Below are 19,628 nucleotides of genomic sequence, written 5' to 3'. Positions count from 1 at the left end.
TCGACTCCGCGACCGCATCTCGATGGTCCGTTGACCGAACCGTCAGGCCGTACGCAGGTGTTCGACGATGTGGCCGGCCGTCTTGTGGGCGAAGGCCTCGATGGAGACCATCGGGTTGACGCCGGGGGCCGTCGGAAGTGCGGACGCGTCCACGACGTACACGCCCTCGACATCGTGCAGGCGGCCCTCGCCGTCGACCACCGAGGTCGCCGGGTCGCGGCCGGTGGCGGCGGATCCGGACTGATGGGCGGAGAGCGAGAAGATCTGCTCGGCGCTCAGTCCGCGCAGTCGTTCGAGGAAGGCTTCGAAGTCCTCGCCCTGCCGCCAGCGCGGGTCTGAGGGCAGGAAGGTGTAGATCTCCCGCGCACCGGCCGCGTGCAGGATGCGCGCGAGCTGGACGTGACAGTCCCGGACCACCGCGAGATCGGTCGCGTCGTCGAGCCCCCAGTGCACCACCGGCATCCCGTCGGCGCCGGCACGCACGGACCCTGCGCCGTGGTCGCGCTTCCAGCCCCATACCCCTGAGACGTGCCTGAATCGCAGCATCTCCGCCTTGTGTTGACGCGCGCCCGCCCAGGGAGTCAGGCCGGACCAGAACCCGATGCCCATCGGTGCCGACTCGACCATGAACCCGTGATGCTCGACCACGTCGTCGAAGTCGTAGGAGACCGAGGTGAGAATCTGTCCCTCCCAGGGATTCACGACCTCGTCGAAGACGCCGCTCATGAAGTACGACGCGTGCACGTGCAGGTTCTCGCCGACCGCGGGGCCGCCGATGCCGGAGGCCTCCAGGATCAGTGGCGTCATGAGAGCACCGGCCGCGAGCACGACCGTTTGCGCACGCACGGTGACCTGCCGAGGGGAGCCGTCGACGAGGAGCGTCCCCTCGACACCCACTGCCCGGCCGGCCGCGGTGACGACGCGGGTGATCGTGGTGTCCGCGAGCAACAGCGCCCCCGCATCGGAGGCATCCTGGAGAAAGGTCTTCATGGTCGACTGCTTGCACCCGAGCAGGCAGCCGGCGTTGCACTCGCCGCAAAACCGAGTGTCGTCGTCCTTCGCGTTGCGAGGAATGACCTCACGCGCGATGCCGAGAGCGTCGAGACCGCGGTTCAGGATCGCGCCCACCGCGTTGTCCACGGTGTTCTCGGTCCGGGCGTTGATCCGCTCCATCACCGTCGCGATGTGAGCGCCGAAGCTCAGGTCGTCGGCGTCCCTCATCCCGGCGGCCCGCCACTCCTCCAGCACATATGACGGCGTCGGGAGCGAGGCCATCGAGTTCACTGTCGTTCCGCCGCCGACCGTCGACCCGGCGAGCAGCGCCATCCTCGCGTCACTCGACCAGAGGTAGCCGCCGCCGAGATAGAGGTTGGGGAAGGCGAGAGCCTCGAGTTGCGGGAGGTCCGGCTCGTTCCGGTAGGAACCCTTCTCGACCACGATGACCTCGAGCCCGGCTCCCGCGAGCCGCGCGGCGGCCGGGCCGCCCCCGGCACCCGAGCCCACCACGACGACGTCGGTGACCAGCTCGATCGGGCCGTCGCCGACCGGGACGGCCACGGTGGCCAGGGTCTTGGGGAACTCCTCCTCGCCCGGTGGCGGGAGCAGCGGGCCTGGATAGCCGATGCCTGCCCAGGTGGGGTTCGATCCGTCGGCATCGGGGCTGGTGTAGAAGACCGACAGGATCGTGCTCTGCAGGATGAACGCGCCCGGCCGGGTCTCGGGGTCCTCGACGAGTTGCTTCCAGCGCTCCTCCCGAGCCGGAGCGTCCAAGGCGACGAAGTCGGCCGCCAGCGTGGCGAGCGCGACCTCCACGAGGTCGCGGGCATGAGGCGCGAGTCCGGCCACGACGCTCGGGATGATGTCGGCCGTGCCATCGTGAACCGCGCCCGCGGCCAGCAGCTCGTCGACGGCGGCCGACCCGGTGTCACCGCGCAAGGACGGGACGAGGGTGTCGCAGATCGCCTTGAGCAGCGTCACAGGATCGGTCATCGGGAGGCTCGGGTCTGAAGCTTGTCGAGAATGACGGCGAGTACGAGCACCAGACCAGTGATGACGCCTTGCCACCAAGCGGAGATGCCGAGGATGTTGAGACCGTTCGACAAGAAGGCCATCAGCAGCACCCCGACCACGGTCCCGCTGACACCGCCGATGCCGCCGAAGAAGCTGGTCCCCCCGAGCAGGACCCCGGCCGCTGCCGTCAGGGCGAGGGTGGAGCCCGCTGTCGGGTCTGCCGACGCCAGCCGTGAGGCGTCCACGACGCCGGCTACGCCCGCGAGGAAGCCGGCGATGGCATAGACCGAGATGTAGACGGCGGTGACGTTGATGCCGGCCAACCGGGCCGCCTCCGGATTGCCGCCGACAGCATAGATCGCCCTGCCGAGCGAGGTGAAGCGCAGCACGTAGCCGGCGAGCAGGACTACGACGAGCGCGACGATGACCGGCACCCGGATGCCGAGCAGCTCACCGTTGCCGAGCCACTCGATCGCACCGCCTTCCGGCATGGCGATGGCATTGGTCTGCCCGTTGGTGATCACCTCGAGGACCCCGGTGAAGAGCGAGCTCGTCCCCAGGGTGACGACGAAGAAGTTGAGCCGGAACTTGCCGACCAGGACGCCGTTGACCGCGCCGCCGAGAAGGCCGGCCAGGACGGTGCCGAGGACGAGCGCGAGCCAGGGCGGGACGCCTGACTCGATCGCGCGCCAGACGACGTACCCCGCGGCAGCGAAGATGGCCCCGAGGGAGAGGTCGAAGCCAGCCGAGATGATGATGAAGGTCAGCCCCACCGCGGCGATCAGCAGCGAGGAGTTGGCGGTCAGGACGTTGAGGATGTTCCCCTTGGTGAGGAAGAAGTCCTGGCTGATGCTCAGGCCGACGAAGATGACCACGAGGGCGCCCAGCGCACCGGCGAAGTGCCGGACCTGCCGATAGAGGCCCGCGGCCATGGCCACGGCGGGGTTCGAGTTCGTGCCGCTGTCGTCGGTGCCGGCTAGCGGCGGGGCGGGGTTCTCGGTCATCCGTGAGTCACTCCTGCGATCTTCTCGGCGATGGTCAGTTCGTCGAGATCCTGGGTCGTCATGTCGGCGTTGATCTCGCCCTTGAAGAGGGTGATCACCCGGTCGCAGAGGCCAATCAGCTCGCCGTTCTCCGAAGAGCTGACGAGCACCGCGCAACCCTCGGCGGCGAGCTGGCGCAGCACCCGGTAGATCTCGGACTTCGCGCCGACGTCCACGCCCCGGGTCGGCTCGTCGAGGAGGAAGATCCGGGGTGAGTGGTCGAGCCAGCGGCCGAGCACGACCTTCTGCTGGTTGCCGCCCGAGAGACTGCCCGCGAGCAGCGCCGGGTTCGAGGGACGGACCTGGAGCTCCTTGATGGCCGCCCGAATCGATTGCTGGAGGCGGCCACGTCGCACTGGCGTGACGTCGAGCCTGTTGTTGTGGACGAGCGTGAGATTCTCGCCGGTGGGCCGAGCGCCCACGATTCCCTCTCGTTTGCGGTCGCCGGTGACGAAGGCCATGCCTCGCTTGATCGACCGCTTGGGGTTCCGACGTGGGTAGGGAAGGCCGCCGACCATGACCTCGCCCTTCGAGGGCTCGGCACCGAAGATGGAGCGCACCACGTTGACGTGGCCGGAGCCGACCAGCCCGGCGAACCCGACGATCTCGCCCGGACCGACCTCGAAGCTGGCATCGACCAGCTCTCGACCGTTGGTCAGACCACGCACCACGACAGCCGGATCCCGACCGGAGGTGTCCGGGACCTGCGCGACCTCGCGGTGAAAGTAGTCGTCGAGGTCCCGGCCGACCATCAACCGAGTGATGGTCGACTCCCCCGCTTCGGCGATCGGGAGGGTGGCGACCGCCGAGCCGTCGCGGATCACGGTGACACGGTCGGCGACGGGTGCGATGTCTTGTAGACGTTGCGAGATGAACCCGATGGCGGTTCCGCGCTCCTTCATCCGCTCGACGATCGCGAAGAGGGCCTCGACCCGCTCCGCGGTCAGCGAACTGGTCGGCTCGTCGAGGATGACCACCTGCGCCCGTGCCGCAATGGCGCGCGCGATCGCGACGATCTGCTTGTCACCCGGGCCGAGCGAGTTGACCAGAGCCCGTGGGCTGATCCTGGATCCGAGCTCGGCGAGAGCCGCCTCAGCCCTGGTCGACATCGCCTTCCAGTCGACGCGGCCACCCCGCGTGGGGAGATTGCCCAGCACGATGTTCTCCGCCACCGACAGGGCCTCGACGACCGGCACCTCCTGGGCGACCATCGTGATTCCGGCCGCCGCGGCGTGCAACGGATTGGCGAAGCTCACCCGGGTGCCGTGAAGCAATATCTCCCCCTCGGTCGGGGAGTACTCGCCGTAGGCGATCTTCATCAGCGTCGACTTGCCCGACCCGTTCTCGCCCAGCAGGGCGTGTGCCTCGCCGGGACGGAACGCGAAGTCGACACCCTTCAAGGCATGTGTGCGTCCGAACCTCTTGTGGATGTTGCGCAGCTCGAGGATGGGATCGGTCATGGCCGTCTCCTGTGAAGGGTGCCGAACTTGGCTGGGCTCACGCAGAGGTCAGCGGGTCACTGCGCCAGTGCGGCGATGTCGGCGGGGATGCTCGGGTCGTCGACGTCGAGTTCGCCCGACTCCAGCTGGTCGATCGCCTCGTCCCAGTCGATGCGCTGGTCGATGTTCTCCTTGGTGTACACGGTGCCGGGGCTGGACATCCAGGCCGGTATCGTCTTGCCCGACTCGACCCCCTTGATCACGGCGACCAGCTCGAGGCCGAGGCGCCAGGGAGTGAGCTCGTACGTCGCGTACTCGTTGCCGTTCTCGATGGCCTCCACCGCGTCCGTGTCGCCATTGGAGCCCACCGTGACCGGAGCCGAGATGCCAGCCTGCTTCAGGGCAAGGGCGGCGCCGATGGCCGAGGCGTCGTTGTAGGCGATGACACCCTGCACGTCGTTGTGGTTCTTCGTCAGGGCGTCCGCGACGACCTTCTGCGCCCCTGCCACGTCGTCGGTCTGGTTCTCGACGAGCCCGACCCACTCCAGGCCCGCCTCCTCGGCGAACTGCTCGTAGCGCGTCATGAGCTGCTGCAAGGACGGCACCGGGATGCCGAGGCCGACGCCGAGCACCTTGCCCTGGCCGCCGAGGCCGGTGACCAGGGTGTCGATGTTGAGCTTGGCGTCGTCGTAGAGGCCCGAGTCGATATTGGCGGTGAGATCGCCGGGATCGGCATCGGGGTTGATCAGGCAGGCCACGCAGACGACGGGGATGTCGGCTGCCTTCGCCCGCTTGATCGCCGGAGCCAGGCTCTCGTAGGCGCCGGCGAGCTGGCCCAGCACGATGACGTCGACTTGCTGGGCGATCATCTGGTCGACGCCCGCGGCCTGCTTGGAGGCGTCGAGCTGGGCGTCGTACGACACCGTCTTCCAGCCGGCGTGCGCCGCGGCGGCATCGAAGCTCTTCTCCCAGTAGGAGAGCACCGGCTGAGCGCCGCTGGCGTTCACATAGGCGACCGTCAGCGACGTCGAGGTCGAGGCTGAGCCGTCGTCACTGGCGTCGGAGGAGTCCGACGAGGAACCACAGGCAGAGAGGGGCAGGGCAGCGCCCGCCACGACGGCGACGAAAGCCGTCCTAGCGAGCCGGTGGGTGCGGGACATCGCGACCTCCATGGTGGCGAGAAAGGATGGCTCCGGCGGATCGCGGCCACATTGCACGCGACGTCGAGGCCCACAGGGCTGAGCGGAGAAGGGACTCCCCGAGGAATGGCGTCAGGCTTCCATCCGTGCCGCCCGGGCGGGAACGGCGCGGTTCAGTGACCGGACCGGGATCTGTCGGCGAGAAGCCGGATCAGGTCGCGGATCCGCTCGAGCATCCGCTCGGTACGGTCTCCGGAGCCGTAGATGGCGTGCTGGAGGATCGTGCCGTCCACCGCGGCGAGGACGACCGCGGCGATCGAGCCGTCCGGGTCGGGGACATCGAGTGCGCGAAGAGTGCGCGCGACCTCGGAGATGTAGAAGTCGTAGATCGCGGTGACCCGTTCGACGGGCACGCCGCCACGCACGGCACGGAGCAGATAGTCATACTGCAACATGCCGCGGTTGCGCTCACTTCCCATGACGGGCAGGAAGTCGCGCAGGAACTCCTCGAGGGTCTCGCCACCGAGGTGTGACTCCTCGACGTCGAGGTGGGCCGCCCGCTCCAGCGCCTCCGCGATCATGGCGTCCCCGGTGCCGAAGTAGAACCGCACCAGGCTGTGCGACAGCCCGGCCTGGGCGGCAACGGATCGATAGGTGACCTTGTCCAAGCCGCTCGTGCTGGCGATGTGGATCGCCGCGTCGAGCAGGCGAGCCCTGGTGTCTGGGTCGCCGACCGGGGCGGGGCTGTCGGCTTCGGCAGTACTCACGGCCCGAGCAGACCAGAACCACTACCCCGTGTCGAGCGCGGGTCCGGTCAACGGACTGGCGCCCAGGTCCGGAGAACGGACCGCGTGCTATCCCAATCGAGGTTGTGCCCGTTGGCTGTCCCCATGCGTGCCGCGCGTATTCACGATTGGAAGACCGCTCCTGTCCTTGAGGATCTCCCCTATCCGCAGCGCGCTCCCGGTAGCACCCTGGTCAGGCTGACCGCGGCGACCGTCAGTCATCTCGATCTCACCGTCCAGACCGGCGAGTTCGACCTCGTTCCGCCGCTCCCCTATGTCCCGGGCTGCGAAGGGGCCGGCGTCGTGGTGGAGTCGGACACGCTGGCGTTCGACACTCAGGTGATCTTCCGCGACGGCGCCATCGGCCTCGACCGGGACGGCACCTGGCAGGAGTTCATCTGCGTACCGGACGACACGCTCGTCGCATTGACCCCGACCGTGGACCCGGCGATTGCGGCGACCTTCTTCACGCCGACGGCGACGGCCGCCGTCGCGCTGTTCGAGGTCGGCGGCCTCGAGCCTGGGCAAACCGTGATGATCACCGGCGCTACCGGCGCTGTCGGCTCGATGGCAGTCCAGCTCGCCCACGACGCCGGCGCTCGGGTGCTCGCGCTGGTCTCGGGCTCCGCACGCCTTGCCGGGCTGCCCGCCGGTGTCAGCGGCGTCGCCCTCGACGACGAGGCAGCCGTCGCCGAGCTGGCCCGCGACCGTCCCGCCGACCTGCTCGTCGACACGATCGGTGGGGCCGGGCTCAGCGAGCGAATCGGCTGGGTGAGGCCCGGTGGCGCCGTTGCCAGCCTCGGCTACACCGCCGGCACCGAGTTCACCATCGACCTGCCGGCCTGGTTCTTCTCCTCGGTCCGAATCCTTCCCGTCAACCTGATGGCACATCAGCCTCAGGCGAAGAACTACGCTGCCGAGCTGCTGCCGAAGTTCGCCGACGGCACCTTGGGGCTCAGGATCGAGGAGTTCAGCCTCGGCCAGGCCGCCGAGGCGCTGGAGAAGCTCGCCACCCACCAGATCGCCGGACGTGCGGTCATCCGCTTCTGACCCATACCCCAGGAGACAACATCATGACGACGTACGCCGACACGGTCCTTCGCGGCGGCACCGTGCTCGATCTCTCCGGCTACACACCGGGTATGCGTGCCACCCCCGAATGGCTCGCCAGCCGACCGACCGCAGTCGCGGTGAAGAACGACCTCGTCGTCGCTCTCGGCGAGGACGCGGAGGCACTGATCGGGCCCGACACCCAGCTCATCGAGCTCGACGGCTCGACGGTGATCCCCGGGCTGGCCGACACCCACTTGCACTACACCGGATTCGCGGTCACCCAGTTCGTCTACACCAAGATGGGGACCGATGTGTTCCGTGACATCGCCGACCTCCCGGCGTACCTCACGAAGGACCGGATCGACGCCTCCGGCTGGATACGCGGTCACGGCTCCGATCCTCTCGTCCTCGGTCGCAACATCACGGCCAAGGACATCGACGCCGCCCTCGATGCCAACGGCATCGCCGGAACACCGGTGGTCCTCTTCGACTGGAGCGGTCACGCCCTCACCCTCAACCAGGTCGCCCTCGACTTGTGTGGCATCACGAAGGACACTCCCGAGCCGGTCGGCGGCGTCATCGTCCGCGATGCCGAAGGCAACCCGGAGGGCTTCCTCCAGGACGCCGCGCTGGTGCCGGTCATCGAGACGATCCCGCCTGTTCCGGCCGAGCAGCTCAGGGACGCCTATGCGAAGGCGCAGGCGTATCTGCACGGCCTCGGGCTCACCGCGCTGACCGAGCCGGGCATGGGCCCTGGCCATGTCGCGCTACTCGACGGTTCTCCATCTCCGGCGGCGATGGAGGTGCTCGCCGACTTCGCGGCGTCGGGCGACCTGTCGCTGCGCGTGTCGGTGATGGCCCTTCCGGTCGGCACCGGCGGCGGCAACGCGGCCGCGGTCAGGGAGCATCTCTCCAACGGTCTCCACAAGACCTTCGAGCGACCCGGCATCGACCCCCACCGTCTCCGCATCGGCGCGGTGAAGGTCTTCGCGGACGGTACGCCGCAGAACGGCACCACCTGGCACAAGGATCCGATCCACGACATGAACGAGCCGGGTCATAGGTGCGGTCATATGGTGCTCGTCGGCGACTCCGACGACGACAAGGTCGAAGAGCTCAAGGAGATCATCCGGGCGGTAGAGAGCTTCGACCTGCAGATCGGCGTCCATTGCATCGGTGACCGGACCGTCGAGACGGTCATCGACGCTCTGGCCGAGATCATCCCGAACGATCCGAAGCGCCCCTACCTGATCCACACCACGGAGCTCTACCCGCAGGGCGCCGAGAAGGCCGGGAGCTACGGCATCAGCCTCAACTTCAACCCGACGATCATCAGCACCTTCATCAGGCACATGCCCGAGGAGTACCGCCGCCGCTGCGAGCCGCTCGGCCTCGCGCTGCGCGCTGGAGCGAACATCGGGATAACCTCCGACGCGCCCGTGGTGCACCCCGACTGGCGACCGGCGTTCGTCTACGCCGTCACCCGGAGCCACTGCTGGGAGGGCGAGGTCCCCGCCGATGACCTGCGATATGCGGGCATCACGACGCTCGACGCGCTGGCCGCCATGACGAGCCGGGCGGCCTCTCGCGAGCGGGACGAATCCTGGCGGGGAACGCTGGCCGTTGGCCAGAAGGCCGACCTCGCCGTACTCGAGGGCGGTTGGCCCGACAATGCCGAGGTTGAGACGCTCCTCGACCGGGCGATCCTGCTGACAATGGTCGACGGCAGAGTCGTCCACCGCGCCTGAGCGGCCGCGGCACCGACTAGATGATTGATGCACGGGGATCGTGCGGCGAGCGGCGCTCGGCGCCGCGCTCGCCAGGCGCCAGCGCGAAGGCAGGCTGGGTGCCTGTCGAGCGTTGGCAACGCCGCGAGCGTGGATGCCGAGGGTCGCGCAGCGTGCGAGACCCGTGCATCAATCATCTAGAGGCCCTGGCCGTCCAGGAACGACTCGATAGCGGCGACGACCTCTTCGGACTTGTGCTCCATCACCGCCACCGTGCCCCCCGGAATCTCGACCTGGTCGACCGAGGTGACGGCGGCGTACCCTTCGACAACCATCCTGGTATGGGGAAATGAGACCGGATCCGCGGTGTTCGCGATGACCAGCACTGGAGCGGTGACCAGGCCGACGCGGTCCTCCATGCGGTAGCGCCCGCAAGCCCGGTGGCCCTCGGTCGGGTCGACGCCCGGAGCGAGCGCGTCGCGAACGAAACGGTCGAGGAGATCGGGACGGCCAGGGGGATAGAGGGGATAGCGCTTGCCCCACAGCACCATCAGATGGCGACCGTCCTCCTCCGGCAATGCGAAGTCGACGTCCCCCGCACTCGACCTAGGCCCCGTGCCGCTCTGGTCGTAGTCCTGTGCCACGGCAGCGCGGAAGGCGGCGTCGGCGAACTCGGCGGCGGAGAGAATCACGGCCTTGATGCGGTCACCGGCGATCGAGGCGACCTCGGACGCCACGAAGGAGCCGGTGTGGTGACCGACGACGACAGCCTCGCCGATGCCCAACGCGTCCAGCAGGGCGATCGCACCTTCGGCGTACTGCTCGATGGTCTGCTCGGTGTCAGGTGCGGGCTTGGCCGAGAGACCGAAGCCATACATGTCCATCGCGATCGCTCGACGGCGCCTCGCCAGCAGCGGAAGGACCTCGCGGTACTCGTCCGAGGAGCGCGGGGTCTGGTGGAGCAGCAGCACCGGGGTGCCCTCGCCGGCCTCGGCGTAGTGCAACTGCCCGAGCGGGGTGTCGGCGTATCCGAACGTGGCGACCGTCATGGCGACCACCTTTGACGCGGCACGTTCGACGTCCAACCTGACGGTTCGGTCACCGGACTCTTGACCATCCCGGTGAGCCACGTCATCTTGTTGTCCACCTGGACAGTGATTTACACCGTTGTGACAGATCAGGCCCGTGGTCGAAAACTCACCGGCGCACCATGGCGCTGTCCAACTGGAAAATCGGCAGGAGTTCCTCATGACCGTCACCGCGATCACCTCCGAATTCGACGACGTCGCCGACTGCCCGGAGTCGGTCGACAGCCGCCCCCCGTCGGTGTTGGGCAAGGCTCATCTGCTTCTCGAAGCCTTCGCCTCCGGAAGCTCCACCCTCGGGCTCACCGAGCTCTCACGACGCTCCGGGGTCCCGAAGGCGAGCGCCCACCGTTTGGCCGTCGAGCTCGTCGGGCTCGGCCTCCTCGCCAAGACGCCGCAGGGCTACCAGCTCGGTTGGCGGATCTTCGAGCTCGGCCAGCTGGTTCCCGGACCGGCGAATCTCCGGGCCATCGCGAAGCCATTGCTGATGGACCTACGTGTCGCCATCCGGGCCGTGGTGCACCTGGCCGTGCCGAAGGGAGCGGAGACGGTCTATCTCGAGCGCTTCGCGGGTCAGCACGAGATCGCCTCCGTCAACACCGTCGGCCACCGAGTGCCGAGCCACACCACCGCCTCGGGCATGATCTTCCTGGCGCACGGGACTCCGCGAGCTCTCGCTGATCTGCCCGAGGACGCGCTGACCCTCCTCGGGCTCCGCGACCGAACCGAGCTCGAGGAACGCTTCGCCGGGATTCGTGGTCGCCGCTTCGCCGAGGAGCCGCGGCAATGCGTGCCTGGCCTGAAGACCATCGCTGTCCCTGTGATGTATCCCGGCACCGACCAGGTCATCGCCGCGGTCTCCGCCACCATGCCCGTTGGACGCAGGGACGACCAGCGGGTCTGCCACGCGCTCTGGACCACCGCAGGTGACATCTCGCGGGGCATCGCCGGCGGACCGTCTCGTCGCAACAACCGGCTCGCCAGCTGACTGGGCGTCGGATCGAATGTAGGTGGGTGTCGGCCGAGGAGATGATCGCTGGGTCCGCTGGCCGAACCAGCGGATAGGTACGAGGTCCCCGGTGCCGAAATATGCTCACCATGACTGAGAAGTGGCCACCGGTGACCGAGGAGTTCTGGGACTCGCTGCTGTCCGAGCTCGCCGAGCGTCAGCCCGAGTTCCATGCCCAGGGCTACGTTCCCCGTGACTACATCGAGAAGACGTTCCCGCTCGGGGTCTACCGCCATGCGACACCGATCCGATTCGGCGGCGAGCCGATGCCGACGAGCTCGTTCCTCAAGATCATCGAACGGTTCGGCCGCGTCGACGGCTCGACCGCGTGGGTGGTCGGCTTCGCGTCAAGCAACACCTACATGGGAGCGCTGCCGCTGGAGACGCAGGCCAAGATCTACGCCGGCGGCCCCGACGTTGTCCACGCCGGTGGCCTCTACCCGATGGCGCGAGCCGAGGTCACCGACGGCGGCTACCGGATCACCGGCCGCTGGAAGTTCGCCTCCGGATGCATGGCCGCCGACTACATCAGTGTCGGTCTGCTCGACCCGTCGGCAGAGGGCAAGCCACGCGCGGCGATCGTGCCCAAGGACCAGGTCGAGATCATCGACAACTGGGACGTCTCCGGTATGCGGGCCTCCGGCTCGTTCGACACCGCGGTACACGATGTCGTCGTTCCATTCGAGTGGACCTTCGTCCGAGGCGGCGAGCCGCTGATCGACGAACCGCTCTTCCACTATCCGCTCATCGGGTACCAGGCCCAATGCCACGCAGCCATCGGGCTCGGTGTCGCGATGGGTGTCCTCGACTTCGCCCAGCACAACGGCTCCTACAAGGGCATCACTGCCGCCCCGCCGATCGGCGAGCGCCCGTACTATCGGGCGGAGTTCGCCCGCCAGTACGCAGCCCTCAGCTCGGCTCGCGGCTGGTTCCTCGACGTGGCCGACGAGGTCTGGGAGACCGTCAACGCCGGCCAGGAGGTCACGCCGGACCAGAAGGCCCGCATCCGACTCTCAGCCGTCAACGTCTCGGACGTGTCGGCACAGGTGGTGCATGACCTGTCCAAGATCTCCGGAGCGAAGATCATCGAGAACGGCCATCCGCTCAACCTCCCCCGGCTCGACGCGCAGGTGCCTCAGCTCCATGCCTCGCTCTCACAGCACATGTACGACGACGCCGGTGCCGTCCTGCTCGGCCTGCAGCCCACCACCCCCGGCTTCCTCTGAGCCGACCCGCCCTACCGACAGAGCCTGCCGGACTACTCCACCGGGCCGGTGAGGATCAGGGTCAGCCGGTCCATCTTCATCGGGTCGACCGCCTTGGCGGTCCGCTTGAGGCCGAGGTCGAGGGCCAGCTGCTTGGCGGCCCGCTTGAGCTTGGCGGGGTAGTAGACGGTGGTGGCGTCGATCGAGCCGTACCAGTTGTCGGCGCCGACGACCTGCCAGCCGACCGCCGACACCCGGTCGCCGACGGTCGCGGCGAGGCCCTTGATCGCGGTGTTGTTGTAGACCTCGACGGCGACCTTCTTGCGGACGACCGGCTTGGGGGTCTTGGTGGGGGTCACCTCCGCGGCGGACGGGGTCGTGGTGGCCGGGGCGCTGGTGGCGCCGTCGGCGACCGGGGTGATCTCCCGCTCGGTGGGCCCGCCGCCGCGGGTGAGCAGGAACGCCACGAGGGCCATCGCCACCGCGACGATGCTGAGCATCATCACCGGCGACGGCAGCACCACGCCCCGCTGGCTCCGCCGACGTCCCTGGGGGTGCATGTCAGACCTCGAAGCCCAGCCGCCGGGCGGAGCGCTGCCGCTGCCGGGCGGCCCGCAGCCGGCGCAGCCGGCGCACCAGCAGCGGGTCGGCCGCCAGCGCCTCGGGGCGGTCGATGAGCGCGTTGAGGACCTGGTAGTAGCGCGTTGCGGACATGTCGAACTTCTCGCGGACGGCCGTCTCCTTGGCGCCGGCGTACTTCCACCACTGGCGCTCGAAGTCGAGGATCTCGCGGTCGCGGTCGCTCAGCTCCTGCGCGGGCGCGCTCGCGGCCCTCTGGGCGGCGTTCTCGGCGGCCATCCGGACTCCCAACACTCGCGTGGCTCACGTACGTCGGCACCACTCTAGACGAGGAACCACATCGATGTGATTCACTCCCCCGGCGTGGCACGCCTGCCGGACGTCATACGAGTTGGTCGCCCGGACCACCGACTCGTATGACATCCCGAGTTCGACACGTATGACGCTAGCGGGACGGGTGGGATTGCCTGACCGGGCGCAGTCGCTTGGTGTGATTGCCGGGGACGTCGGCCAGTTCGGTCATGAAGGAGGCCGCCCAGGCGGCGACGTCGTGCTGCTTGATGGTGCGGCGCATCGCCCGCATCCGGCGGCTGAGCTCCTTGGGCTGAGCCTGGTAGGCGGCCAGCAGCGCCGCCTTCATGCCGTTGAGGTCGTAGGGGTTGACCAGCCACGCCTGCCGCAGCTCCTCGGCGGCGCCGGCGAACTCCGAGAGCACCAGCGCGCCGTCGTCCTCGAACCGGCAGGCGACGTACTCCTTGGCGACCAGGTTCATGCCGTCGCGGTAGGGCGTGACGACCATGATGTCGGCGACGCGGTAGAGCGCGGCCATCTCCTCGCGGGGGTAGGAGGAGTGGAGGTAGTGGATGGCGGGCTGCCCGATCCGGCCGTAGTCGCCGTTGATGCGGCCGACCAGCCGCTCGATCTCGTCGCGGAGCATCCGGTAGTGCTCGACCTGCTCGCGCGAGGGCACCGCGACCTGCACGAAGACGGCGTCCTCGACGTCGAAGTGGCCGTCGGCCATCACCTCGCTGAAGGCCCGCAGCCGGGCGAAGATGCCCTTGGTGTAGTCGAGCCGGTCCACGCCGAGGAAGATCTTGCGGGGGTTGCCGAGCGACTCGCGGATCTCCTTGGCGCGCTCCTCGACCGCCGGTGTCTGGGCGAGCTGCTCCAGGCCGGCGGCGTCGATGGAGATGGGATAGGGAGCGGCGCGGACGGTCCGGCCGTCGGGGAGGTAGACCAGGTCCTTGTGAGTCTTGTGGCCGACCCGCTGGCGGACCAGCCTGATGAAGTTGGCGGCGCCGCCGGCGAGCTGGAAGCCGACCAGGTCGGCGCCGAGCAGGCCCTCGATGATCTGCCGCCGCCAGGGCAGCTGCTGGAACAGCTCGCCCGGCGGGAACGGGATGTGGAGATAGAAGCCGATCTTGAGGTCGGGCCGCAGCTCGCGCAGGTAGGCCGGCACCAGCTGCAGCTGGTAGTCGTGCACCCAGACGGTGGCGCCCTCGGCCGCGACCTGGGCGGCCTTCTCGGCGAAGCGCCGGTTGACCCGCTGGTAGCTGTCCCACCACTCGCGGTGGAACTCCGGCTTGGCGACCAGGTCGTGGTAGAGCGGCCAGAGGGTGCCGTTGGAGAAGCCCTCGTAGTAGTCCTCGATCTCCTCCTCGCTCAGCGACATCGGGACCAGGTGGAAGCCGTCGTGCTCGAAGGGCTCGAGGTCGGTGTCGGTGCCGCCTGTCCAGCCGATCCAGACGCCGTCGTTGACGCGCAGCACCGGCTCGATCGCGGTGACCAGGCCACCGGGCGAGGTGCGCCAGCCGCGCGAGCCATCGCCCAGCGTCACCCTGTCGACGGGGAGCCGGTTGGCGACGACCACGAGATCGGCCTGCACGTCTTCGAGGCTACCCGCAACCGCCGCCGGTCATCCGCCGGGCACGCTCTCGTTGAACTCCGCCTTGGGATGCATGAGCGCGGTGATCTCCGCGCGCAGCGCCGGGCCGAGCTGGCCCCAGCCGTCCTGGTAGCCGTAGACGGCGGCCAGCGAGCGGGCCTCGTAGTCGCCGTTGAAGATGTCGACGTCGGCGCAGGTGATCAGGCCGGGGTGCGGCACGCCGACCGCGGCGGAGACCTTGGTGAGCTCCTTGCGGAGCACCCGCAGGTACGTCGCGCAGCGGACCGACTTGTCGGCCGGGTCGAGTCCCCGCACCAGCCAGGGGTTCTGGGTGGCGACCCCGGTCGGACAGTGGTCGGTATGGCACTTCTGGGCCTGGATGCAGCCGATCGACATCATCGCCTCGCGGGCGACGTTGATCAGGTCGGCGCCGAGCGCGAAGGCGACGATCGCGTTGTCCGGCAGGCCGAGCTTGCCCGAGCCGATGAAGGTGACGTCGTCGGTCAGGCCGAGCTCGGCGAAGGTGGCGTAGACCCGGGCGAAGCCCATCCGGTAGGGCAGCGCGACGGAGTCGGTGAAGATCAGCGGCGCGGCACCGGTGCCGCCCTCACCGCCGTCGACGGTGATGAAGTCGACGCCCCGCTCGCGGCTGGTCATCAGGTGCGCGAGGTCGGACCAGAAGCCCAGCTCCCCCACCGCCGACTTGATGCCGACCGGCAGCCCGGTCTCGGCGGCGACCGACTCGACGAAGTCGAGCATCGAGTCGACGTCGGAGAAGGCGGTGTGCCGCGACGGCGAGGCGCAGTCCCGGCCCAGTGGGATGCCGCGGATCTCGGCGATCTCGGGGGTGATCTTGGCCGCCGGCAGCAGCCCGCCGAGCCCCGGCTTGGCGCCCTGGGAGAGCTTGATCTCGATCGCTCGCACCGGGGCGGACTCGACGACCTCCTTGAGGCGGCTCAGGGAGAACGCGCCGGAATCGTCGCGACAGCCGAAGTACGCCGTACCGATCTGGAGGACGAGGTCGGCGCCGCCCCGGTGGTACGGCGACAGCCCGCCCTCGCCGGTGTTGTGCATCGCCCCCGCCATCGCCGCGCCCTTGTTGAGGGCGGTGATCGCGGCCGGCGAGAGCGAGCCGAAGCTCATCGCGGAGACGTTGACGACCGAGCCCGGCCGGAACGCCCTGGCCCGGCCACGCGGTCCGCCCAGCACCTTCGCGCTGGGCAGCGCCGCGTCGGGGTCGTGGTCGTCGGGCAGCGTCTCGGCGAAGGTGCGGTGCTTGATGTAGGCGTGGCCCTGGGTGTGCTCGACGTCGACGTCGGTGCCGAACCCGAAGTAGTTGTTCTCCTTCTTCGCGGTGGCGTAGACCCAGGTGCGCTGGTCGCGGCTGAACGGCCGCTCCTCCTCGTTGCTGGTGACGATGTACTGCCGCAGCTCGGGCCCGACCTTCTCCAGCCAGTAGCGGGCGTGGGCGATGACCGGGAAGTTGCGCTGCAGGGCGTGCTTCTTCTGGGTGAGATCGCGGAGCGCGACGGCCCCCACGGCCACGGCTGCCCCGCCCAGCAGCGTGGTGAGCTTCATGGTTGCCAGTCCTACCTCTCCGTCGGCCCGTGTGTAAACGACACGCGGGTGAACACCCGTTAGCCTGTGCCATGGCCATCTCGACGAGTATCGACGCCGACGGCCGCGACGCGCTGTCGGTGGCCGACCTGGCCCGGATCGCCGCCCCCCTGGAGCTCTATCCCGCCTGGCTGCCGCGGGTGCCGGGGCCGGTGGTCGAGGGCTGCGTGATCCACGACGCCGGGGCGGCGGTGCCCGACCGGCCCGGCGGCGTGCTCCTGGTGGTGGGCACCCGCCCGAGCTCACCGGACGCGGAGGCGGCGGTGCGCGAGGCCGGCGAGCACGGCTACGCCTGCGCGGTCGTCAAGGCCCGCCAGGAGAGGGTCGACGGCCTGACCGCGATCGCCGAGGACGCCGGGGTCGCGCTGCTGGTGGCCGGCGACGAGACCGACTGGCGCGACCTGGACCAGCTGGTCGGCGCGCTGGTCGCCGCCCAGGACTCGCGCACGCCGGCCTACACCCAGGTGCGCCCGGGGGACCTGTTCGCGCTGGCCAACGCGATCGCCTACCACGTCGGCGGGGCGACGGCGATCGAGGACCGCAACGGCCAGCTGTTCGCCTACTCCACGCTGCCCCACCAGGAGATCGACGAGATCCGGCTGCGCAGCATCACCAACCGGGTCACCCCCACCCTGGTCGGCGACGCGGAGCGCTACCTCCAGGCGCGCAACGCGACCAGCCCGGTCCGTTTCGAGCGGGAGCTGCCCGAGCAGTCGAGCCGGCTGGCGATGCCGGTCCGGGCGGGCGAGGAGCTGCTCGGCCTGATCTGGGTGCTCGACGGCGAGCCGCCGCTGACCGCCGCCGCGCCGCAGGCGCTGGAGAGCGCCGCGCGGGTGGCGGCGCTGCACCTGCTGCAGCTGCGCCAGCAGGAGAACAGCCAGCGCTGGAACCGGCGTGAGCTGCTGGCCTCGCTGCTGCGCGGACGGGTCGGCGCCGGCGCCGCGGCGGCGCTCCTCGGCCTGCCCGTCGCCACGCCCGCGACGGTGCTCGCGATCAGCCCGGCAGCCTACGGCGAGGACCCGGCGCTCGGGGTGGCGCGCACCATCGACCTGGTCAACCTCTACTGCGAGGCCTGGCACCCCCAGTCGCTCGCGGCCGGCGTGGACGAGGTGATCTTCGCGCTGCTGCCGACGCCCACGGGCAACGCCGCGGGCAGGAGCGTGAGCGGGTTCGCGCACAACATCGGCGACACCGTACGACGGACCAACGGGGTGAGCCTGCGGATCGGAATCGGCCCGGCGGTGGAGACCCTGGAGGGGGTGCCGGAGTCCGGCCGGCTCGCCGCGCTCACCCTGGCGGCGATGCGGCGAGGAGCGACCGGGTCGACCGTGGCGAGCGTGGCCGAGGTGCGCAGTCACGTCCTCCTCCACGGCCTCGCGACCACCGGCGTCCTCGAGCCGCTCCCCGGCGACCCGGTCGCCGAGATCGTGGCGCACGACCAGGAGAGGAACACGACCTACGCCGAGACGCTGCTGGCCTACCTGGACGCCTTCGGCGACGCCGCGGCCGCCGCCCGGGCGCTCAACATCCACGAGAACACGCTGCGCTACCGGCTGCGCCGCGCGCAGGAGCTCTTCCCCCTCGACCTGGCCGACCCCGACGCGCTGCTGGTCACCTGGCTGCAGCTCCGGATGGCCCGGATCGTCGCCGACTGAGGGTTGGCGGACTCCACGAAGCCGGCCGAGTGATTCTCGTCGAGACCGCCAAAGCCACCGCCTTGTTCCGGCCTCTACCGTGGCGGGAACTCCCGAACCCGGCAGAAGGGCCATCATGACCACCTCACGGACGTCAGCACCGACGCCCGGCGCGCTGGGGCGCCGCGGCCTCCTCACCGCGATCGGCGCCGGCCTCACCGCGACCGTGGTCGCCGCGTGCACCAACTCCGAGCTCGACGACGCCGAGGCGAGCGATCCGACCACCACCCCCGCCGGATCGGCGACGGCGGACAGCACCGCCGCGGCGTACCCCGTCACGGTGACGCACCGCTTCGGCGAGACCACGATCAGCGCCGAGCCGCAGCGTGTCCTGGCGTTGGGCCAGACCGACTGCGACCCGCTGCTCGCGCTCGGCGTGGTGCCGATCGCGGTCGGCTCCTTCGTCGACGACTGGTACGAGCCGGTGCATCCCTGGAACGAGTCGCTCTTCGGCGGCGAGCCGAAGGAGGTGAGCTTCACCGAGGTCGACTTCGAGGAGATCCTGGCGCTGGCGCCCGACCTGATCACGATGGTCAGCGGCGGGATCACCCAGGCGCAGTACCGCAAGCTCAGCAAGATCGCCCCGGTCGTGGGACCGCCGGTCGGCTATCAGGACAGCGCGGTGCCCTACGGCCCGCACACCCTGCTGATCGGGCAGGCGCTGGGCAAGGAGCCCGAGGCGCAGCAGCTCGTCGACGACGCCGACGCGGCGTTCGCCGCGGTCCGCGAGGCCCACCCCGAGTGGGCGTCGCTGACGGCCACGCACGCGGAGTGCTACTCCGGCGCCTTCGACATCCTCGGCGCCAACGCGCCCCGGACGACCTTCCTCGTCAACGTCGGCTTCGGCCTCTCCGAGGAGCTGACCGACATCGTGGGCGACGACTACATCATGGACCTGAGCGCCGAGAAGCTCGATCTGGTCGGCGCCCTCGACCTGGTGGTCTGGTGCACCGACGAGGGCGCCATCCCCGACGTCCAGGACAACGCCGTGGTCGCCGAGCTCGCGGCCGTCAAGGCCGGGCACTGCATCTGGACCACCTACGGCAAGGACGACCAGTTCATGTGGGCGATGGACTGGGGCACCGTCCTCAGCGCGCAGCACGCGATCGACCTGGGCGTGCCGCTCATCGAGTCCGCCCTGGCCGGCGAGAGCCCGATCTCGGACGGCAACGCGTGAGCCACGTTCTGAGAGCGTGTTTGAGAACTCGGCGTCGAGCTCGGCGTTGTCCAGCGTGCGTCATGGCAAGGCGGAGGAGGGAGCCATGCCGGAGGCATGGCTCCCTCCTCCGCCTTGCCATGACGCACGCTGGACAACGCCGAGCTCGACGCCGAGTTCTCAAACACGCTCTCAGAACGTG

At 69.3% G+C, this 19,628-nt stretch carries 16 protein-coding genes; 6 read left to right on the top strand and 10 right to left on the bottom strand.

Annotation, left to right across the window (positions count from 1 at the left end):
• Positions 1–42: 42 nt before the first annotated feature.
• The 5 genes from QM595_RS07775 to QM595_RS07755 all read right to left on the bottom strand — a co-directional run bounded on the left by QM595_RS07775 (position 43) and on the right by QM595_RS07755 (position 6,398).
• Positions 43–1,989: a GMC family oxidoreductase N-terminal domain-containing protein gene (locus tag QM595_RS07775; RefSeq protein WP_415170972.1), complete on the bottom strand. Its 1,947-nt coding sequence runs from the start codon at positions 1,987–1,989 to the stop codon at positions 43–45.
• Positions 1,986–3,014: an ABC transporter permease gene (locus tag QM595_RS07770; protein ID WP_415170971.1), complete on the bottom strand. Its 1,029-nt coding sequence runs from the start codon at positions 3,012–3,014 to the stop codon at positions 1,986–1,988. The genes QM595_RS07775 and QM595_RS07770 overlap by 4 nt, the downstream gene beginning before the upstream one ends.
• Complete coding sequence (locus QM595_RS07765) at positions 3,011–4,513, bottom strand: sugar ABC transporter ATP-binding protein (RefSeq protein ID WP_415170970.1); 1,503 nt, start codon at positions 4,511–4,513, stop codon at positions 3,011–3,013. Before QM595_RS07765 ends, QM595_RS07770 begins: the two co-directional genes overlap by 4 nt.
• Positions 4,514–4,569: 56 nt before the next feature.
• A complete protein-coding gene (locus QM595_RS07760; RefSeq protein ID WP_415170969.1) occupies positions 4,570–5,652 on the bottom strand; it encodes a sugar ABC transporter substrate-binding protein in 1,083 nt (360 codons plus the stop codon).
• Between the two features lie 152 nt (positions 5,653–5,804).
• Positions 5,805–6,398, bottom strand: a complete 594-nt coding sequence (locus QM595_RS07755; protein WP_415170968.1) for a TetR/AcrR family transcriptional regulator — start codon at positions 6,396–6,398, stop codon at positions 5,805–5,807.
• 123 nt (positions 6,399–6,521) lie between these two features.
• On the opposite strand from QM595_RS07755, the gene QM595_RS07750 reads away from it, so the two are divergent.
• Together QM595_RS07750 and QM595_RS07745 are read left to right on the top strand one after the other, a co-directional pair.
• Positions 6,522–7,466 (top strand): quinone oxidoreductase family protein, encoded by a 945-nt coding sequence (locus QM595_RS07750; RefSeq protein WP_415170967.1) that lies wholly within the window; start codon positions 6,522–6,524, stop codon positions 7,464–7,466.
• 23 nt (positions 7,467–7,489) lie between these two features.
• Complete coding sequence (locus QM595_RS07745) at positions 7,490–9,217, top strand: amidohydrolase (RefSeq protein ID WP_415170966.1); 1,728 nt, start codon at positions 7,490–7,492, stop codon at positions 9,215–9,217.
• A 176-nt stretch (positions 9,218–9,393) separates the two neighbouring features.
• Here QM595_RS07745 and QM595_RS07740 read toward each other — a convergent pair whose 3' ends face one another.
• Entirely contained in the window at positions 9,394–10,245 is an 852-nt protein-coding gene (locus tag QM595_RS07740) for an alpha/beta fold hydrolase (RefSeq protein ID WP_415170965.1), read from the bottom strand.
• 199 nt (positions 10,246–10,444) lie between these two features.
• On the opposite strand from QM595_RS07740, the gene QM595_RS07735 reads away from it, so the two are divergent.
• Positions 10,445–11,269, top strand: coding sequence for an IclR family transcriptional regulator (locus QM595_RS07735; RefSeq protein WP_415170964.1), 825 nt, complete (start codon positions 10,445–10,447; stop codon positions 11,267–11,269).
• Between the two features lie 110 nt (positions 11,270–11,379).
• Positions 11,380–12,516, top strand: a complete 1,137-nt coding sequence (locus tag QM595_RS07730) for a flavin-dependent monooxygenase (RefSeq protein ID WP_415170963.1) — start codon at positions 11,380–11,382, stop codon at positions 12,514–12,516.
• Between the two features lie 32 nt (positions 12,517–12,548).
• Here the strand turns inward: QM595_RS07730 and QM595_RS07725 are convergent, their stop codons facing one another.
• The 4 genes from QM595_RS07725 to QM595_RS07710 all read right to left on the bottom strand — a co-directional run bounded on the left by QM595_RS07725 (position 12,549) and on the right by QM595_RS07710 (position 16,537).
• On the bottom strand, positions 12,549–13,055 hold the full coding sequence (locus tag QM595_RS07725) for a LytR C-terminal domain-containing protein (RefSeq protein ID WP_415170962.1): 507 nt from the start codon (positions 13,053–13,055) through the stop codon (positions 12,549–12,551).
• Between the two features lies 1 nt (position 13,056).
• Positions 13,057–13,353 (bottom strand): DUF3263 domain-containing protein, encoded by a 297-nt coding sequence (locus QM595_RS07720; protein ID WP_415170961.1) that lies wholly within the window; start codon positions 13,351–13,353, stop codon positions 13,057–13,059.
• Positions 13,354–13,519: 166 nt separating this feature from the next.
• Positions 13,520–14,959, bottom strand: a complete 1,440-nt coding sequence (locus QM595_RS07715; protein ID WP_415170960.1) for an alpha,alpha-trehalose-phosphate synthase (UDP-forming) — start codon at positions 14,957–14,959, stop codon at positions 13,520–13,522.
• 30 nt (positions 14,960–14,989) lie between these two features.
• The gene (locus tag QM595_RS07710; protein WP_415170959.1) at positions 14,990–16,537 is read right to left on the bottom strand and encodes an FMN-binding glutamate synthase family protein; all 1,548 of its coding nucleotides are present in this window, start codon (positions 16,535–16,537) and stop codon (positions 14,990–14,992) included.
• 71 nt (positions 16,538–16,608) lie between these two features.
• Between QM595_RS07710 and QM595_RS07705 the strand changes: the two genes are divergently transcribed.
• Together QM595_RS07705 and QM595_RS07700 are read left to right on the top strand one after the other, a co-directional pair.
• Complete coding sequence (locus QM595_RS07705) at positions 16,609–18,231, top strand: PucR family transcriptional regulator (protein WP_415170958.1); 1,623 nt, start codon at positions 16,609–16,611, stop codon at positions 18,229–18,231.
• A 115-nt stretch (positions 18,232–18,346) separates the two neighbouring features.
• A complete protein-coding gene (locus tag QM595_RS07700; protein ID WP_415170957.1) occupies positions 18,347–19,447 on the top strand; it encodes an ABC transporter substrate-binding protein in 1,101 nt (366 codons plus the stop codon).
• The last annotated feature ends 181 nt before the right edge of the window (positions 19,448–19,628 follow it).

The sequence above is a fragment of the Nocardioides sp. genome (assembly GCF_047607185.1).
In the GTDB taxonomy this organism is placed as follows: domain Bacteria; phylum Actinomycetota; class Actinomycetes; order Propionibacteriales; family Nocardioidaceae; genus Nocardioides.
This window is presented reverse-complemented; position numbering and strand designations above follow the sequence as displayed.

Bases quoted from the DNA above. Each gene is read 5' to 3' on its own strand.
- QM595_RS07775 (WP_415170972.1), bottom strand. From the start codon at position 1,989: ATGACCGATCCTGTGACGCTGCTCAAGGCGATCTGCGACACCCTCGTC.
- QM595_RS07770 (WP_415170971.1), bottom strand. From the start codon at position 3,014: ATGACCGAGAACCCCGCCCCGCCGCTAGCCGGCACCGACGACAGCGGC.
- QM595_RS07765 (WP_415170970.1), bottom strand. From the start codon at position 4,513: ATGACCGATCCCATCCTCGAGCTGCGCAACATCCACAAGAGGTTCGGA.
- QM595_RS07760 (WP_415170969.1), bottom strand. From the start codon at position 5,652: ATGTCCCGCACCCACCGGCTCGCTAGGACGGCTTTCGTCGCCGTCGTG.
- QM595_RS07750 (WP_415170967.1), top strand. From the start codon at position 6,522: ATGCGTGCCGCGCGTATTCACGATTGGAAGACCGCTCCTGTCCTTGAG.
- QM595_RS07745 (WP_415170966.1), top strand. From the start codon at position 7,490: ATGACGACGTACGCCGACACGGTCCTTCGCGGCGGCACCGTGCTCGAT.
- QM595_RS07740 (WP_415170965.1), bottom strand. From the start codon at position 10,245: ATGACGGTCGCCACGTTCGGATACGCCGACACCCCGCTCGGGCAGTTG.
- QM595_RS07735 (WP_415170964.1), top strand. From the start codon at position 10,445: ATGACCGTCACCGCGATCACCTCCGAATTCGACGACGTCGCCGACTGC.
- QM595_RS07730 (WP_415170963.1), top strand. From the start codon at position 11,380: ATGACTGAGAAGTGGCCACCGGTGACCGAGGAGTTCTGGGACTCGCTG.
- QM595_RS07725 (WP_415170962.1), bottom strand. From the start codon at position 13,055: ATGCACCCCCAGGGACGTCGGCGGAGCCAGCGGGGCGTGGTGCTGCCG.
- QM595_RS07720 (WP_415170961.1), bottom strand. From the start codon at position 13,353: ATGGCCGCCGAGAACGCCGCCCAGAGGGCCGCGAGCGCGCCCGCGCAG.
- QM595_RS07710 (WP_415170959.1), bottom strand. From the start codon at position 16,537: ATGAAGCTCACCACGCTGCTGGGCGGGGCAGCCGTGGCCGTGGGGGCC.
- QM595_RS07705 (WP_415170958.1), top strand. From the start codon at position 16,609: ATGGCCATCTCGACGAGTATCGACGCCGACGGCCGCGACGCGCTGTCG.
- QM595_RS07700 (WP_415170957.1), top strand. From the start codon at position 18,347: ATGACCACCTCACGGACGTCAGCACCGACGCCCGGCGCGCTGGGGCGC.